Annotated in this window: 16 protein-coding genes and 1 pseudogene; 8 read left to right on the plus strand and 9 right to left on the minus strand. The window is 66.6% G+C overall.

Annotation, left to right across the window (positions count from 1 at the left end; translation table 11 throughout):
• Nucleotides 1–26 precede the first annotated feature (26 nt).
• Both MHEC_RS00385 and MHEC_RS00390 read right to left on the minus strand, forming a co-directional pair.
• The gene (locus tag MHEC_RS00385) at nt 27–803 is read right to left on the minus strand and encodes a DUF2470 domain-containing protein (RefSeq protein WP_048892643.1); all 777 of its coding nucleotides are present in this window, start codon (nt 801–803) and stop codon (nt 27–29) included.
• A gap of 96 nt (nt 804–899) precedes the next feature.
• Nucleotides 900–2,123, minus strand: a complete 1,224-nt coding sequence (locus tag MHEC_RS00390; RefSeq protein WP_048893892.1) for an IS110 family RNA-guided transposase — start codon at nt 2,121–2,123, stop codon at nt 900–902.
• A gap of 279 nt (nt 2,124–2,402) precedes the next feature.
• Between MHEC_RS00390 and pheA the strand changes: the two genes are divergently transcribed.
• Together pheA and MHEC_RS00400 are read left to right on the plus strand one after the other, a co-directional pair.
• Entirely contained in the window at nt 2,403–3,350 is a 948-nt protein-coding gene (pheA, locus tag MHEC_RS00395; protein ID WP_048893865.1) for a prephenate dehydratase, read from the plus strand.
• Nucleotides 3,347–4,036: a histidine phosphatase family protein gene (locus tag MHEC_RS00400; RefSeq protein WP_048893864.1), complete on the plus strand. Its 690-nt coding sequence runs from the start codon at nt 3,347–3,349 to the stop codon at nt 4,034–4,036. Before pheA ends, MHEC_RS00400 begins: the two co-directional genes overlap by 4 nt.
• 2 nt (nt 4,037–4,038) lie before the next feature.
• Here the strand turns inward: MHEC_RS00400 and MHEC_RS00405 are convergent, their stop codons facing one another.
• Genes MHEC_RS00405 through MHEC_RS00415 form a run of 3 tightly spaced genes read right to left on the minus strand, consistent with a single transcriptional unit; the run spans nt 4,039 to nt 5,999 of the window.
• Nucleotides 4,039–4,230, minus strand: coding sequence for a hypothetical protein (locus MHEC_RS00405; RefSeq protein WP_048893863.1), 192 nt, complete (start codon nt 4,228–4,230; stop codon nt 4,039–4,041).
• A gap of 60 nt (nt 4,231–4,290) precedes the next feature.
• The gene (locus MHEC_RS00410) at nt 4,291–4,641 is read right to left on the minus strand and encodes a metallopeptidase family protein (protein WP_048893866.1); all 351 of its coding nucleotides are present in this window, start codon (nt 4,639–4,641) and stop codon (nt 4,291–4,293) included.
• A gap of 5 nt (nt 4,642–4,646) precedes the next feature.
• Nucleotides 4,647–5,999: a septum formation family protein gene (locus MHEC_RS00415; protein ID WP_201399391.1), complete on the minus strand. Its 1,353-nt coding sequence runs from the start codon at nt 5,997–5,999 to the stop codon at nt 4,647–4,649.
• Between the two features lie 118 nt (nt 6,000–6,117).
• Here MHEC_RS00415 and serS point away from each other — a divergent pair, with 118 nt between their 5' ends.
• Entirely contained in the window at nt 6,118–7,371 is a 1,254-nt protein-coding gene (serS, locus tag MHEC_RS00420; protein ID WP_048893730.1) for a serine--tRNA ligase, read from the plus strand.
• On the opposite strand, the gene MHEC_RS00425 is transcribed toward serS, so the two are convergent.
• The gene (locus MHEC_RS00425; RefSeq protein ID WP_048893731.1) at nt 7,368–7,850 is read right to left on the minus strand and encodes a DUF2834 domain-containing protein; all 483 of its coding nucleotides are present in this window, start codon (nt 7,848–7,850) and stop codon (nt 7,368–7,370) included. The two genes, serS and MHEC_RS00425, sit on opposite strands and share 4 nt — an antisense overlap.
• A 70-nt stretch (nt 7,851–7,920) precedes the next feature.
• Between MHEC_RS00425 and MHEC_RS00430 the strand changes: the two genes are divergently transcribed.
• Together MHEC_RS00430 and MHEC_RS00435 are read left to right on the plus strand one after the other, a co-directional pair.
• Nucleotides 7,921–8,520 carry a TetR/AcrR family transcriptional regulator gene (locus MHEC_RS00430; RefSeq protein WP_048893732.1) on the plus strand — a complete coding sequence of 200 codons (600 nt, stop codon included), beginning with the start codon at nt 7,921–7,923 and terminating at the stop codon, nt 8,518–8,520.
• Between the two features lie 83 nt (nt 8,521–8,603).
• Nucleotides 8,604–10,175, plus strand: a complete 1,572-nt coding sequence (locus MHEC_RS00435) for a phytoene desaturase family protein (protein ID WP_048893733.1) — start codon at nt 8,604–8,606, stop codon at nt 10,173–10,175.
• Here MHEC_RS00435 and MHEC_RS00440 read toward each other — a convergent pair.
• Nucleotides 10,172–10,516 carry a hypothetical protein gene (locus tag MHEC_RS00440; protein WP_048893735.1) on the minus strand — a complete coding sequence of 115 codons (345 nt, stop codon included), beginning with the start codon at nt 10,514–10,516 and terminating at the stop codon, nt 10,172–10,174. The genes MHEC_RS00435 and MHEC_RS00440 overlap by 4 nt on opposite strands.
• Nucleotides 10,513–12,063, minus strand: coding sequence for an MBL fold metallo-hydrolase (locus tag MHEC_RS00445; RefSeq protein ID WP_048893734.1), 1,551 nt, complete (start codon nt 12,061–12,063; stop codon nt 10,513–10,515). Before MHEC_RS00445 ends, MHEC_RS00440 begins: the two co-directional genes overlap by 4 nt.
• Before the next feature lie 112 nt (nt 12,064–12,175).
• Here MHEC_RS00445 and MHEC_RS23825 point away from each other — a divergent pair, with 112 nt between their 5' ends.
• Nucleotides 12,176–12,346, plus strand: coding sequence for a hypothetical protein (locus MHEC_RS23825; RefSeq protein WP_236591546.1), 171 nt, complete (start codon nt 12,176–12,178; stop codon nt 12,344–12,346).
• Between the two features lie 377 nt (nt 12,347–12,723).
• Here the strand turns inward: MHEC_RS23825 and MHEC_RS23835 are convergent, their stop codons facing one another.
• The gene (locus MHEC_RS23835; protein WP_048893927.1) at nt 12,724–13,044 is read right to left on the minus strand and encodes a helix-turn-helix domain-containing protein; all 321 of its coding nucleotides are present in this window, start codon (nt 13,042–13,044) and stop codon (nt 12,724–12,726) included.
• Between the two features lie 219 nt (nt 13,045–13,263).
• On the opposite strand from MHEC_RS23835, the gene MHEC_RS00455 reads away from it, so the two are divergent.
• Both MHEC_RS00455 and MHEC_RS00460 read left to right on the plus strand, forming a co-directional pair.
• A complete protein-coding gene (locus MHEC_RS00455; RefSeq protein ID WP_236591463.1) occupies nt 13,264–13,683 on the plus strand; it encodes a hypothetical protein in 420 nt (139 codons plus the stop codon).
• A 99-nt stretch (nt 13,684–13,782) separates the two neighbouring features.
• Nucleotides 13,783–14,991 (plus strand): annotated as a pseudogene (locus MHEC_RS00460) (IS1380 family transposase); the annotation flags it as partial.
• Between the last annotated feature and the right edge of the window lie 229 nt (nt 14,992–15,220).

The raw sequence follows: 15,220 nt of genomic DNA on the forward strand, positions 1-15,220 counted from the left end.
CCCGACACGGTAACCGCAGCCGGTGGTCAGTACCGGCGGGCGCGCAGGCCGTTGGCGAACGGACAACCCATCAGCAGGCGGATGGCTTGGCTCAAGCCGGTCACGTCGTCGACCGGCTCACGGAACGGCAGGCGCACGTCATGGTCGCCGTCCGCGGCCTCCACACGCAAGCGCACGCCGTAGCGATCCAGCCCCAAGGGCCGGACCTCGCCGCGCCGAAGCGGCGCAGGAAGTTTGGACGCCAATCGGGCGACGACGTCTCGATGGACGCTGTCCAGGTGGCGCAGCCAGCACGATTCCATCGCGCAAAACGGGTCCGGCCGGGCCGCCAGCAAGGCCGCCACCTCGACCGACTCGGCCCCCGAGGCGTCGGTCACCACCACCGACTCGATCTGCAACCGCAGCAATGCATACCGGGTGTCGTCGATCCGCGGCGGTTGGGACGCGGGCGTCTGGATTTGCAGCAGCGCCGGATGGGGGTGCTCGGCGGCGATCCGATCGAGCAGCGGAGGTATCTCGGCGAGTGGCACGGGTTGCAGGCGTCCTCGCATCCAGACCAGCGCACGCACCGGTTCGCGCAGGGGTAGCGGCGCATAGTCGGCCAGTTCCACAACGGCTTGGGTGCCATCGCGAGCCGGGGCGGCCGCCGGAACAGCGACCGCAATGGATCCGTCGTCGAAGAGGTGGTGCAGGGGAGTGCTGATCGGCTCGGCGCCCTCGATGGCCAGCAGCGCGCCTCCGGCGCGGGCGCAGGTGCTGCGGATGCGCTCTGCGGTGGTCGGCGCGGCGCCGCCAGCGGTCATGAAGGCCTCCTGTAGATAAGGTAAGCCTAACTTAACTAGTCCTGGGGCGGCTGCGCAAGCCCCGCGAACCGATAGACATCCCAGGGTCGTAAGTTGTCAAGCGGCTTGGGTGTCGTGGGTGGTTTGGCGGTGTGCCCAGGCCTTGTGTTCGTTGTAGATGGTGCGGTGTCGTAGGCAGCCGTGGAGGATGCCGACGAGGCGGTTGCCCAGGGCGCGTAGTGCTTGGTGGTGCAGGTCTCCTGCGGCGCGGCGATGGTCGTAGTAGGAGCGTGCGCCGGGGCTGGTTGATAGGGCGCAGAACGCCCATTGGTCGATCGCGTCATACAGGCGGCGGTTGCGAACGTGGCGGGCCAGCACGGCGCGTTTCTTGCCTGAGGCTACGGTCAAGGGTGACGTTCCGGCGTAGTTCTTGCGAGACTTGGCGTCGGTGTAGCGGTTCGGGTCATCCCCGAACTCACCGAGCACCCGGGCGCCGAGCACAACACCGAGTCCTGGCAGGGAGAGGTAGATGTCGGCGTCCGGGTGTTTCTCAAAATGTGCGGCCAGTTCGGTTTCGAGCTCGGCGATCTGGCAGTTGAGTTCGACGATGATGCCCACCGCGGCGCGGGTGGTCGCTCCGAAGGCTGCGGTGACCGCGGCGGGGGCGGTGAGCTGTTCGGTGCGCAGCAGGGCTGCGATCTGTTGGGCGCGGGTGTCGAGGTTACGTTGGCGCCCAGCGGCTTTGAGGGCCGAACGGATTTTTGACAGGCTCAGATGTGCGGCTTCAGCGGGAGTTGGAGCGCGGCCCAAAATGGCAAGGGCATCACGGTCTGACAGGTCGTCGAATGCCTCCAGTGCCGCCGGGTAATACTCACGCAAAGCGCTGCGCAGCGCGTTGGTCTGTCGAATACGGGCCCAGATCAGGTTTTGGTGTCCGCGTGCCAATACCTTGACCGCTTCGGCAATGGGGGTGTCACCCGCGACCATGCGGTGATTGTGCCGATCGGTGCGCACCAGATCGGCCAGCAGCTTGGCGTCGCCGGCATCAGATTTCGCCCCGGAGACGTGGTGGCGGTCGCGGTAGCGGGCCACTGCGAGCGGGTTGACCGCATACACCTGGTAGCCGGCCGCGGTCAGCGCCTCGACCCATAAGCCGCGGTCGGTTTCGATGCCGACCACGACGTGGCCGGGTTCTTCAGCGTGGGTGGCCACCAGCTCGTGAAACCCGCGGATACCGGCCAGTCCTTCGGGCAGTCGCCGCGAGGCCAGCCGAGCGCCGTCGGTGTTCATCAGGTAAATGTCGTGGTGGTCTTCGGCCCAGTCGTCTCCAATGAAGATCAGTGAAATCGCCTCCTTTGTCCGAAGTCTTGCTGTTTCCCATTGAGCCCAAGGGACACCCGGCGGCGACCTAATGGATTCAGTGCTCGAACGGCACGACACCCCATCAGCGCTACAGGCGACCCTCACCAACCGGCAGGGGCACGATCTATCGCTAGGAATCGACGAACACACTCCCGGGTGAGCCAGTGCTCACCTACCGGCGGCTCGGTGACCAGCCTCCCCGATCCAGGCCATTACCTAGTCAACGGCGCGCTGATCGGTTCCCATTAGGGTTTGAACGTGGCCCGCATCGCTTACCTCGGTCCTCCGGGAACGTTCACCGAAGCGGCGCTGCGCAAGATGACGGCAGCCGGCCTGGTTCCAGACCAGACCGCGGAGTCCGTGCAGCCGTTGCCCGTCGACAGCCCACCGGCTGCGCTCGACCATGTGCGGGACGGCGCCGCCCGCTACGCGTGCGTGCCGATCGAAAATTCGATCGACGGCTCGGTGGCACCCACCCTGGACAGCTTGGCCATCGGCTCGCCGCTGCAGGTGTTCGCCGAGGTGACGCTCGACGTGGCGTTCAGCATCGCCGTGAAACCCGGGCGCAGCGCCGCCGAGGTCCGCACGCTGGCGGCCTTCCCGGTGGCCGCTGCGCAGGTGCGCCACTGGCTGGCCGCACATCTGCCGGACGCCGAACTGCGGCCGGCGAACTCCAATGCCGACGCTGCGCAACAGGTTGCCGACGGCCGCGCCGACGCCGCGGTCAGTACTGCGCTGGCCGCCGAGCAGCGCGACTTGGCCGTGCTTGCCGGGGATGTCATCGACGAGCCCAACGCGCGCACCCGCTTCGTCTTGGTCGGCCCGCCGGGCCCCCCGCCGCCACGCACCGGCGCCGACCGGACTTCGGTGGTGCTGCGCATCGACAACGTGCCGGGCGCGCTGGTGTCCGCGTTGACCGAACTCGGCATCCGGGACATCGACCTTACCCGCATCGAATCCCGGCCCACCCGAACGGAATTGGGCACATACATGTTCTTCCTGGACTGTGTGGGTCACATCGACGACAGCGCGGTCGCCGAAGCACTCAAGGCACTGCACCGCCGATGCCCCGACGTGCGGTACCTGGGCTCCTGGCCGACGGGCACGCCCGCCGGGGCGCTGCCGCCCCAGGGTGACGAGGCGGCGCGCTGGCTGGCGCGGGTGCGAGAGGGCAAACCAGAACTGGCCGGGGGCGCCGGCCGATGAGTGGTCGGCTAGTCCTGCTGCGGCATGCCCAGTCCTACGGCAACCTCGAGCGCCGGCTGGACACCCGGCCGCCCGGGGCCGGACTGACGCCGTTGGGACGCGAGCAGGCCCGGGATTTCGCGCGCAGCGGCGCGACGCGACCGGCGATGCTGATGCATTCGGTGGCCGCCCGGGCGGCCGAGACGGCCGCGGTGATCAGCACCGAATGGAGCATGCCGGCCCGCGAGGTCGAGGGCATCCACGAAGTGCAGGTCGGGGAGCTGGAAAACCGCAGCGATGATGAAGCGGTCGCCGAATTCAACGCGATCTACCAGCGCTGGCACGAAGGCGAGCTCGACTTGCCGCTACCCGGTGGTGAGACCGGCAACCAAGTGCTGGACCGCTACCTGCCAGTGCTCACCGACCTGCGGCTGCGCTACCTCGACCGCGACGACTGGACCGGCGACATCGTCGTGGTCAGTCACGGCGCGGCGATCCGGCTGGCCGCGGCGGTGCTGGCGGGGGTGGACGGCAGCTTCGTGGTCGACCATCATCTGGGTAACACTGAGGCGGTGGTGCTGGTCCCGATCACCGACGGGCGATGGAGTTGCGTGCGCTGGGCCGATCAGACGCCGCCGTTCTACCCCGAGCCGAAGCCCACCCCGGTGACCGACGCGGTACGGTCGAGCACCGACCCGATGGGCTGATGTCAGACGGCCAGCGCGGCCGGTTCGCCACATGCGCAGCCGACGGCGTCGCAGTCCACGACGAAGTCGTGCGGTATCAGCTCCGGGCTGGTGCACGCGTCCTCGGTGCACTCCGATCGGCGCAGGCAATGACGAATGACGGTGCCGTGGCAGTGATCCAAGCCAGCCTGGCAGTCGCGGCAGCCGGTGTCCATGGGCCGTTCTTAGCACTGTGGGCCGACAAATCCGTCGCCGCCACGCCCGAGAATCGTGATTTAAGCCCATCCCAGTTCGTGTAGCCGATCATCGTCGATCCCGAAGTGGTGGGCGATCTCGTGGATCACCGTGACCTTCACCTCGTCGACAACCTGGTCGTCGCTGTCACAGGCGTCGAGCAGGGCATCGCGGTAGATCGTGATGGTGTCGGGCAGGGATCCGGCGTAGTTGGAGTCCCGCTCGGTCAACGCCACGCCCTGGTAGAGGCCGAGCAGGTCGGGGTCGTCGGGATGCCGGGCCGCGACCAGAACGACGACGTTATCCATGACGGCCGCCAGCTTCGCCGGAATGGCATCCAGTGCGTCGGAAACCAGTTCGTCGAACCGGTGCGGGTCCATCCGCACGGACACCGCGGTTAGGCCCCCGGTGCGGGTTGAGCGGGCGGTGGCGGTGCCGGCGGTGCTTCCGGTGCAGGCGGCGGAGGTGGTGCCTCTGGAGCCGCGGGCGGCGGTGGCGCTTCGGCACCGGGCGCAGGCGCCGGTGGCTGGTTCGCGGGTGCGGCTGGCGGGTTGGCCGGCGCTGCCGGTGGGGCGGGCGGGGCGGCGGGCTGGTTGGGCAGATGCTCGTTGCCCTGCCGCTGCTGGGTCGGCGGGGTGGCCGGTGCCGTGGCGGCATTGGTGGGCACCGGGATGGCCGGCAGATTGAGCCGCTCCGGTGGGATCTCCGGCGGCGGGATCGGCGGCTGGCCGTTGATCAGCAACGGCCCCTTGGCGCTGTTCAGCAGCGTAGCCCAGCCGCCGTTGCCGAGCGTCGCGCCGATGCTGCACGCCACCTCGTGGCTGCCGGCCGACCAGCTGGGCAAGGAGATGGTGCTGTAAATCAGGGTCAGGGTGGTGTTGCGTAGCTGCACCGGAGCCAGATAGGCGTCGGTAAGCCGGGTGCAGGTGTCCTTGATGTAGGTGTCTTGTTCGGCCTCGGCTGGCAGGGCGCCGGGGAACCTCTCGGCCAAGTTGACCGTGCCGGTGACCTCCATGGCGTGCGGCGCGGCGCAGTCGACCGGGACGTCGGTTGGTTGGTTGGTCGACAGGTCTATGCCCAGGCACGTGCCGGCCGGCCAGACCTTGGATTGGTCGAGGTCGGCCACCTTACCCTTGAACGGGATCTGCTGGTTGTCCGCGCCGGGAAGTTGCAGGCCGCACAGCAGGCGGCGTTCACCGGACTGCCGCCACGCCCGGTCACCCGACCAGAGCATGCTGATGCTGAACTTGCTGTTGGGGTCGAACCGGGTGCCGAGGTAGCGGCGCACCGCCGCCTCGCACTGCTCCTGGCTGATCTGTTCGATGCGCGCGGCCGACGGGGGAGCGGCGTCGGGCCCGTACTCCGAGCCGGGGAAGGTGCGCATGTCGACGGACTCGGCGACCTCGAACCGGTGCTCGTCCTTGCAGTCGACGATCGTCGCGGCCTCCGGTACCCGATCCGGCCACATCAGGCAGTTACCGCTGGTGGCGTGGTTGAACGCGTCATTGCCCTTGGTGCCGGTGCTCGGCACCGGGTCGATGTAGCCGGCGAACCGACCGGGGCGGCCGCCGCCGATGGGAACGACGGTCACCACGCCGGCGATCAGCAGGCCACCGAGAGCGGTCAGTAACAGCGCGCGCCTGGTCGATGAGGCGTGCAAGGTGTACAACCACTCGAACCGCGCCGACCGACGTTGCGGCTGCTCGGCGGTGGGATGTTCCCGCTCGGGTGCGTCCAGCATCCGCTCCATTCTGACAGGCCCGCGACGGACCCAGCGAACGAGTGACTGATGATGCAGGCGTGGCATTGTTGTCGGCCGGGACCGCCGGCCTGTGTCCGGCGGCCTGGGTCGAAAGTAGGGTCGGGTCGTGATCGACCTGAGGCTGTTGCGCGACGACCCCGAGGCGGTACGCCGTTCCCAGATCAGCCGCGGCGAGGACCCGGGCCTGGTTGACGTGCTGCTTGCCGCCGACGCCGCCCGCCGGACGGCGATCTCCCGGGCCGATTCGCTGCGCGCTGAACAGAAGGCCGCCAGCAAAAAGGTGGGCGCCGCGTCGGCCGCGGAACGGCCGGCCCTGCTGCAGCACGCTAAAGAATTAGCCGAGCAGGTCAAGGCCGCGGAGGCTGTGCAAGCCGACGCCGAGGCGGCCTTCACCGCCGCGCACATGGCCATCTCGAACGTCATCCTCGACGGTGTGCCCGCGGGCGGAGAAAACGACTACACGGTCCTCGACGTGGTCGGCGAGCCTGCTGGCATCGAAAACCCCAGGGATCATTTGGAACTCGGCGAATCACTGGGCCTGATCGACATGGCGCGCGGCGCCAAGGTGTCGGGCTCCCGGTTCTATTTTTTGACCGGCCGCGGCGCGCTGCTGCAGCTCGGTTTGCTGCAGCTGGCCCTGCGGCTGGCCGTCGACAACGGGTTCATCCCGATCGTCCCGCCGGTGCTGGTGCGCCCAGAGGTGATGTCGGGCACCGGTTTTCTCGGCGCGCACGCCGAAGAGGTGTACCGCATCGAAGCCGACGACCTGTATCTGGTGGGCACCTCCGAGGTGCCGCTGGCCGGCTATCACAGCGACGAAATCCTGGATCTGTCGGCCGGGCCGCTGCGCTACGTGGGCTGGTCGTCGTGTTTTCGCCGTGAAGCGGGCAGTTACGGCAAGGACACTCGGGGCATCATCCGGGTGCATCAGTTCGACAAGGTGGAGGGGTTCGTCTACTGCGCGCCCGACGACGCCGAGGCCGAACACCAGCGGCTGCTGGGCTGGCAGCGCGACATGCTGGCCCGCATCGAGGTGCCCTATCGTGTCATCGACGTGGCCGCAGGTGAACTCGGGTCGTCGGCGGCCCGCAAGTTCGACTGCGAGGCGTGGCTGCCGTCCCAGCAGGCCTACCGCGAGCTCACGTCGACGTCGAACTGCACCACCTTCCAGGCGCGCCGGCTGGCGACGCGTTATCGCGACGCCGACGGCAGGCCGCAGATCGCGGCGACCCTCAACGGCACCCTGGCCACCACCCGCTGGCTGGTGGCGATCCTGGAGAACCACCAGCGACCCGACGGCAGCGTGCGGGTGCCCGATGCGCTGGTGCCGTTCGTGGGCACCGAGGTGCTGGCGCCTTAAGCCCGCACAGCTTGACTCGATTGCTCGTGGCGGCGCGCCCGCTCGACGGTGGCGAAGTACAACGCGAACGCAAACACGAAACTGGTGAACAGGCTCGACACGAAAAACAGCCACGACCGCCGCAGCCCCCGCCGGTAGCCGTCGACGATCGTAAACAGCGGCAGCAAAACGACATTGGCGATCGTGTAGTCCTGGCTTGCCGAGCTGGCCGCGGGGTTGGTGAACATCAACCGGATGTAGTCCGACCAGCTGCCGGGGCCCCAGATCGGGTTTTTAGACCCGGCCGAATAGTCGTGCACGAACCGGATATTGAAGTACCAGCCCAGCGCCACCGATACGACGCCGACGAGGTAGTAGGCGCACTCCAGCGCCGACAACAGTGGCCCGGATGACGGCCTGGCGAACACGAGCGGGTTCGAGGTGACGATCCAGGCGATCACCGCGAGGCCCAGCAGCGCGTGGACGACGAGGGAGACCATGCCGGCAACGTCACCACGCTCGACTAGTTTTGTCAATATTGACAGAACGCGCGAAAGGTAGCGTACTGACATGGCCCGGCCCGCGCAGACCGCGCGCAGCGAACGCACCCGGGAGGCGTTGCGGCAAGCCGCGATGGTGCGGTTTTTGGCCCAGGGTTTCGAGGAGACATCGGCCGAGCAGATCGCGGCGGACGCCGGGGTGTCGCTGCGCACGTTTTATCGCCACTTCTCCTCGAAACACGATCTGCTGTTCGCCGACTACGACGCCGGACTGCATTGGTTTCGGGCCGCGTTGGCCGCCCGGCCCGCCGACGAGCCGATCATCGAATCGGTGCAGTCGGCCATCTTCGCGTTTCCGTATGACGTCGAGGCCGTGACAAAAATCGCTGCGCTGCGAAGCACCGAGCTCGACCCGAGCCGGATCGTTCGCCACATCCGGCAGGTGGAAGCGGACTTCGCCGACGCCGTCGCCGAGCACCTGGGCCGGCGTGCGGGCGCGACGACCGTCGACGAACGGCTGCGGGCCACGGTGACCGCGCGCTGCATCGCCGCCGCGGTATTCGGCGCGCTCGAGCTCTGGATGGTCAGCCAGGACCGATCGCTCGCCGAGCTTGCCCGGCTTTCTCATGCCGCGCTGGGGTGGCTTGCAGACGGCATCCCGAGGCCTTAGCGAGGCGGCTCGTTTTGTCACAATTGACAAAACGACGTCGGCCATGCCAGCCTGCGCAGCAGAGCTGAGCGAAGGCGGAGCTGATGGCCGACTACGACGCGATCGTCATCGGTGGCGGGCACAACGGGCTCACCGCGGCGGTAATTCTGCAGCGTGCGGGGCTGCGCACGGTGTGTTTGGAGGCCAAGCGCTATGCGGGCGGCATGGCATCGACGGTCGAGTTGTTCGACGGCTACCGATTCGAGATCGCCGGCTCGGTGCAGTTCCCGACCGCGGCGACGGTGAGTCGGGAACTGGGGCTGGACACCTTGCCGACCGTCGACGCCGAGGTCATGTCCGTAGCGTTGCGCGGGGTCGGTGACGATCCGGTCGTCCAGTACACCGATCCGGTCAAGCTGCTCGCCCACCTCGGTGACGTGCACGGCGCCGACGCCGTCAACGGCATGGCGGGGCTGCTGGCCTGGAGTCAGGCTCCGACGCGCGCGCTGGGCCGGTTCGAGGCTGGCGCGCCGCCGAAAACCCTCGACGAGATGTTCGCCTGCGCCACCAACGAATTCGAGCGGGCCGCAATCGACGACATGCTGTTCGGCTCGGTCACCGACGTCCTCGACCGATACCTGCCGGACCGGGAAAAGCACGGCGCCTTGCGCGGCTCGTTCACGGTGCTGGCGGTCAACACGCTGTATCGGGGGCCGGCCATACCGGGCAGTGCGGCCGCGCTGGCCTACGGGCTCGGTGTCCCCGATACCGCCAGCGTGCTGATGAAGAAGCTACGCGGCGGCATCGGAGCGCTCACGTCGCATCTGCGAGAGCAGTTCGAAACCCACGGCGGCGAATTGCGGCTGCGCACCAAGGTCACCGAGATCGCCGTCGACGACGGTCGGGTGCGCGGGGTACGCACTGAGGCGGGGGAGGCCCTGACCGCGCCGGTCGTCGTGTCCGCCATCGCCCCGGACCTGACCATCAACCGGCTGGTCGATCCGGCCGCACTGCCCGCCGGCATCCGTGACCGTTACGCACGCATCGACCACCGGGGCAGCTATTTGCAAATGCATTTCGCGCTGGACGAGCCGCTACAATTCGCCGCACCCTACGAGATGCTCAACGATCCTGAAATGCAGGCGTCCATCGGGATTTTCAACACGCCGGAAGAAGTGCAGCAGCAGTGGGAGGAATGCCGCCGCGGCATCGTGCCGACCGACCCAACCGTGGTGCTGCAGATTCCGTCGGTGCGCGATCCACAACTCGCGCCGCCGGGCAAACAGGCTGCGTCGGCGTTCGCGCTGTGGTTCCCGATCGAAGGCGGCCCGGGTTCCTACGGGCAGATGAAAGTCGAGATGGGCCAGCGGGTGATTGACAAGATCACTCGGTTGGCACCAAATTTCGAAGGCAGCATCATCCGGCACACCACGTTCACCCCACGCCACATGGGTACCATGTTCGGCGCGCCGGACGGCGACTACTGCCACGGGTTGTTGAACCCGAACCAGATCGGCCCGAACCGGCCCGGCCCGAAAGGCTTTCTGGGCCAGCCAATTCCGGTGGATGGACTTTACCTGGCGAGCGCGGGTTGCCACGGCGGACCCGGGATAACATTCATCCCCGGCTACAACGCCGCACACCAGGCGTTGGCCGACATCGGTCGCTCGCGTTAGTCAACCTGCCTCAGCAACTCGTCGAGCAGCGCCGTGAACTCCTTCGGGTTGGCTGGTGTGAACGCGGGGCGAGGCCGGGTGCCTGGAACGTCGAGTGTGATCAACGTTGACCTAAGCGGACGACGCACATCCAGGGGCAGCCATCGGCGCAGGTCCGAGCTGCCCCAGATGCGAAACCTGTGCCAAAACAAGCCCAGCGGCTCGGCTTTGTACCCGCGGATCGTCTTCAACGGAATGACCTTCGACGTGCCCGAGGGAAAGTGATAGCGACGCAACGTAATCGCCTCACGGTCCAGCTGGACCAGGCCGTCGTCGTAGGCATCGCCCGGTGTCGCGCTCACAGCCGGCTGCACCGAAGCTCGTGACCGCGGGCCGTCAGGCAGCGCCCGGTGTCCAAGTTCCACTGCCAGCCGTGCAGGTTACAGGTCAAGGTGCTGCCCTCCACCACACCGAATCTCGACAGGTCCGCTTTCAGATGCGGACACCGACGCTGAATCTCATAGCCGTCCAACAGGATCGAGGCGGTGTCATCGTGCGCCTCGGCGAACCAGCCGTCAGCATAGGCGATGCGTTCGTCGGTCAGACACTTGAAAAAGGTATAGAGGTACTCGTTGTAGCCGCCGACCCGCCAGGCTTTGAATCGCGTGGACAAGAAGATCGTGTTGACCCAGTCCGGCTCGTTGTCGCGCAGCACGGTGCGCACCAGCTCCGGTGCAATCGCAAATCCGTAGCGGAATCTTTCGTCCGGAACTTGCTCGCGCACCGTCCGTTTCGGAAAGTCCAGCACAACGGTCTCAGTGCCGAGCCGCAGCTCGACGGGGTAGCCGATCCCGTCGCAGATCTCGTCGCTTGCCGACATGATCGGCTCGAACAGCGCGCGCAGCGGTTCGAGCAGCGGCTCACCATCCTCGGGTGCCCAGCTGGCCTTCTCGGCCGCGATCACCGGCGCCATCCGGGCTGCATAGTCGGAAATGTAGGCCGCCTTGCCGGTCGTGAACATCGCCTTGACCTGGTCGGTAGGCAGCGGGTGACTCAGCGAATTCAATTGCGCGCCAGTGAAGTCAGCGGTCGAACCGGGAATCATCAGCAGGCCGCGGTCGTGGCCGTGGGTCTGCATCTGGTCTAGGAACACCATCTGGTCCGGGAAGATATTGGCGGGATCTCCGCGGTCGTCGTTGAGATGGCGCAGCTCGGGATCCAAGAAACACGGCGGCCCCGCCGACGGGATCACCCAGCTGGCACCGACCTGCGCGACGTACTGGCGGGCCCGGTCCATCTGACGCTGCCGCTTTTGCGCGCCGAACGCGGCTTTGGCCCGCGCGGGCATGTCATAGACCATCGGATACCAGATCGCGCCGGAGTACTGCAGCATGTGGACGTCGACGTGGCCGAACTTCGAAGGCAGGACATCCAGGTCCACCGGCCGGGCGTCGTTCATGTTGAACACGGTGGTCTCGCCGTCGGAGACTACTAGAGCCGAGTCGCCGATCGGCCCGTCGGCCGGTGCGCGCAGCGCGATGATCATCACGTCGAGCGGCCCCTTCGGCCCGTCGACGCGGTGCTTGACCGAGTTGGTCGTTTCGAAGAACCGGTGAAACCCCAGCTTTTCCAGCTCACCGCGCAGGTCCGGCACCGGATAGTCCGGTAGCAGCACCACCGCGTCTTTGTTGACGTGGGCCGCGAGCAGCTTCGCATCGAGATGGTCCTTGTGCAGATGCGAGATGTACAGGTAGTCGCATTGGCCCAGCTGGCCCCAGTCCAACCTGCTGTTGTCCGGGAACGGGAACCATGCCGCGAAGTAGGCCGGGTTGACCCAGGGATCGCACAAGAGGCTGCCCGCATGCGTCTCGATCCGGAAGCCTGCATGTCCGACGCTGGTGACCTGCACTAATGCCTTCCGATGCCGTCGAGAGCGGTCCGTGTGCCGCCCTTGAGCTTAGCGGTCGCGCCCGTAAGTTCGGCGGGGGTGGCATTCAGGCCGCTCGGGGTTGGATCGGATTGTGCTGGGATCGGTGGTTGTCGAGCCTGGTCAGCAGTTCGTCGAGGTCGGTGGTGGTGAACTTCCAGGTAAACGGCCGCGCAGCCTGGTTCTAGCGGGTCTCGAAGGCGTTGAGGCGGTCGATGACGACGTCGAGGTCGGTGAGTCGTTGGGCGAGAGCGCTTTGCGTTGAACGATCGAGAAGTAGATCTCGATCTGATTAAGATTAAGCCAGGACGCGTGCACCGGGGTGTGCACCATGATCGCGTTGGGGAACTGCGTGGCGAGCCGATCGACAGCGGCTTGGCCGCGGTGCGACGAGCCGTTGTCGACGATCCAGAACACCCGCTCGGCCGACGCGTAGGGCTCCTGGGTCATGATCTGGGTGACAAGGCGGCCGAATGGTTCGATGCCAGTGTTGTCTTGGCAGCGGCCGAAGACCCGGGTGGCAGTGTGGGATGAAAACCGCTGGGTTCCAACGATTAATGTGATCTCCACCGACGAGAAGACGTCCATCCAGGCCCGTTGCCGCTGCGCTTTGACGGCGAAGTCGGGATCGGTGATGAAGATTCACGACCGGTATTGCCAGGGCTTGAGCGCGTCCTCGGGCAGCCATCGGCCGACCGTGGGCGCTGAGATCGACTCGCAGATCCCGTTGGCGACGGCATGGCCTGCCAGTTTCGGACACGACCAGCGTGAGAGCGGCACCCCGGCATCAGCTGGTGGGATACACGCGGCCGCCTTGATCTGCGCGACCCGCACCGCGGTGAACACCGGCGGGCGCCCGCATCGTTTCGCGTCGCCCAGCGAGGCCACCCCCGGTGCCGCGAACCACCGGCGCCGCCATTTGCCCACGGTGTCCTCACACACCCGCAGCGACACAGCAATCATCTCGTCGGGGGTTCTGTCGGCCGCGGCGAGGACGGTCTTGGCCCGCCGTGACCAGGCGTTGCTCGGTGCGTCCGGTCCGCACCAGGCGGCGCAGTTGGCGGCGCTGCGACCCGGTCAACGTGATCCGGTCGGCGGGCGGCATGGCAGGTGACTCCACGAGGCGACGATGACAAATCAATAACACTGGTCATTTCAGCCTCACCCATCACACCTGGTTCGTTGCCCAGCGACACGCGGTCGGGCACGATCACTGACCATGGCCGCACCCCCGCATCGACGAAAACCTCCCTGCAACAACGCCTGTCCGCCCATGCACAGCAACGATGGCCCCAGCTCGACAATGTCGACGTGCGTTTCCGCGGTGCTTTCGCCTACGTCGCCGCCCGCCTCTGCGACGGTGATCGCATACCACTGATGCGGCTGCGTTACGGCGGATCCGCCGCCCGCTGGGGCTTCGCGATCTATCTGGCCAGCAAGAACGGCTACCAAGACTCGGTACTGCCCACCGGCCACACAGCAGGCCCACCCGAAGACGCTCTCGACACCGCCTGTGGCCTCTACCTGGGTGACCCGACCGCGTGGTTACGAACCCCAACGAATTTACGAGCGGAACCACTTAGCCTCGATCCACGGATGTGAATTCGTTGGTGGGGGTGTCGGAACGATAAAAGTGCCTTCTGAGCTGGGATGATTGGTGTTGCTACGCATCAATCGGTCCAGTTCAGAAAGGCACTGTCGGTGAAAGTGTCCCACAAGTTCGGCGCGGGTTCTGCGGTGTTCGATGACGATCGTCTCGTGTCGTGTGCGGGGCTGGTACCGGTGATGACGTTGGCCGAGCAGACCGGCCTTTCGCAGATGCTCGATGAGAAGGTCCGCATCGTTGAATCACGGATCGCTTCTGGGGCGGCCAACGCGGCCCCGAAGCTGACGACCGTGGTGGCCGGCATGTGTGCCGGCGCGGACTGCATCGATGACGTCGACGTGCTGCGCAGCGGGGGGATGAAGACGCTGTTCGACGGGGTGTATGCACCCTCGACGGTCGGGAAGTTGTTGCGGGAGTTCACTTTTGGTCATGCCCGCCAACTCGAGTCGGTGCTGCGCGAGCACCTGGTGGCGTTGTGTGAACGGGTCGATCTGCTGCCCGGCGCCCTAGAGCAGATGTTCATCGACATTGATTCGCTCCTACGACCGGTCTACGGGCACGCCAAACAGGGCGCCTCCTACGGGCACACCAAGATCTCCGGGACGCAGATCCTGCGCAAGGGGCTCTCGCCGCTGGCGACCACGATCAGCACCGCGGGCTGTGCGCCGGTAATCGCCGGGTTGCGGTTGCGTGCTGGGCGGGCCAACTCGGCCAAGGGTGCGGCACGGATGGTCGCCCAGGCGATCAGCACCGCCCGCGCCATCAGCGCCGACGCCACGATCCTGGTGCGCGGCGATTCGGCGTTCGGCTCACGCGCGGTGGTGGGTACCTGTATGCGCCGCGGCGCGCGGTTCTCGGTGGCGATGACCCGCAACGCCGCGATCGAGCGGGCAATCGCCGCCATCGACGAGGCTGCCTGGACCCCGGTGCGATATCCGGGTGCGGTGGTTGATCCCGACACCGGTGCCTGGATCTCAGATGCCGAAGTCGCCGAAATCGCCGAAATCGCCGAAATCGCCTATACCGTCTTCGCATCCACCCCCGAGGCGATCACTGCCCGACTGATCGTGCGCCGGGTCAAAGATGCCCGCTTTCCCGACGCGCTGTTCCCGGTGTGGCGCTATCACCCGTTCTTCACCAACACCGACCTGCCGGTCGCTGAGGCCGACATCACCCACCGCCAGCACGCGATCATCGAGACTGTGTTCGCCGACCTGATCGACGGACCCCTGGCCCATCTGCCCTCGGGACACTTCGGCGCCAACTCCGCCTGGGTGTTGTGCACGGCGATCGCCCACAACCTGACTTGCTAGCGCTGAGAGCATCCGCGAAAGTTTCCACCGCCATCAGTTCCTGGCCTACTTCGATGCCGAGCGGATCGGCAGCGGTCTGGCGGTGAAGTGATCGACGTCATGGTCAAGAACCAGCGCGTGAAGGGCGAAGCTGCTTCAGCAACTACAGGCTGCTTCGCCTACCACTCTATCTGCGCGCCCCAACCACTCTACCTATGTCAAATGTGCTGACACCAGCTCA

It is taken from the genome of Mycobacterium heckeshornense (assembly GCF_016592155.1).
Lineage (GTDB): Bacteria > Actinomycetota > Actinomycetes > Mycobacteriales > Mycobacteriaceae > Mycobacterium > Mycobacterium heckeshornense.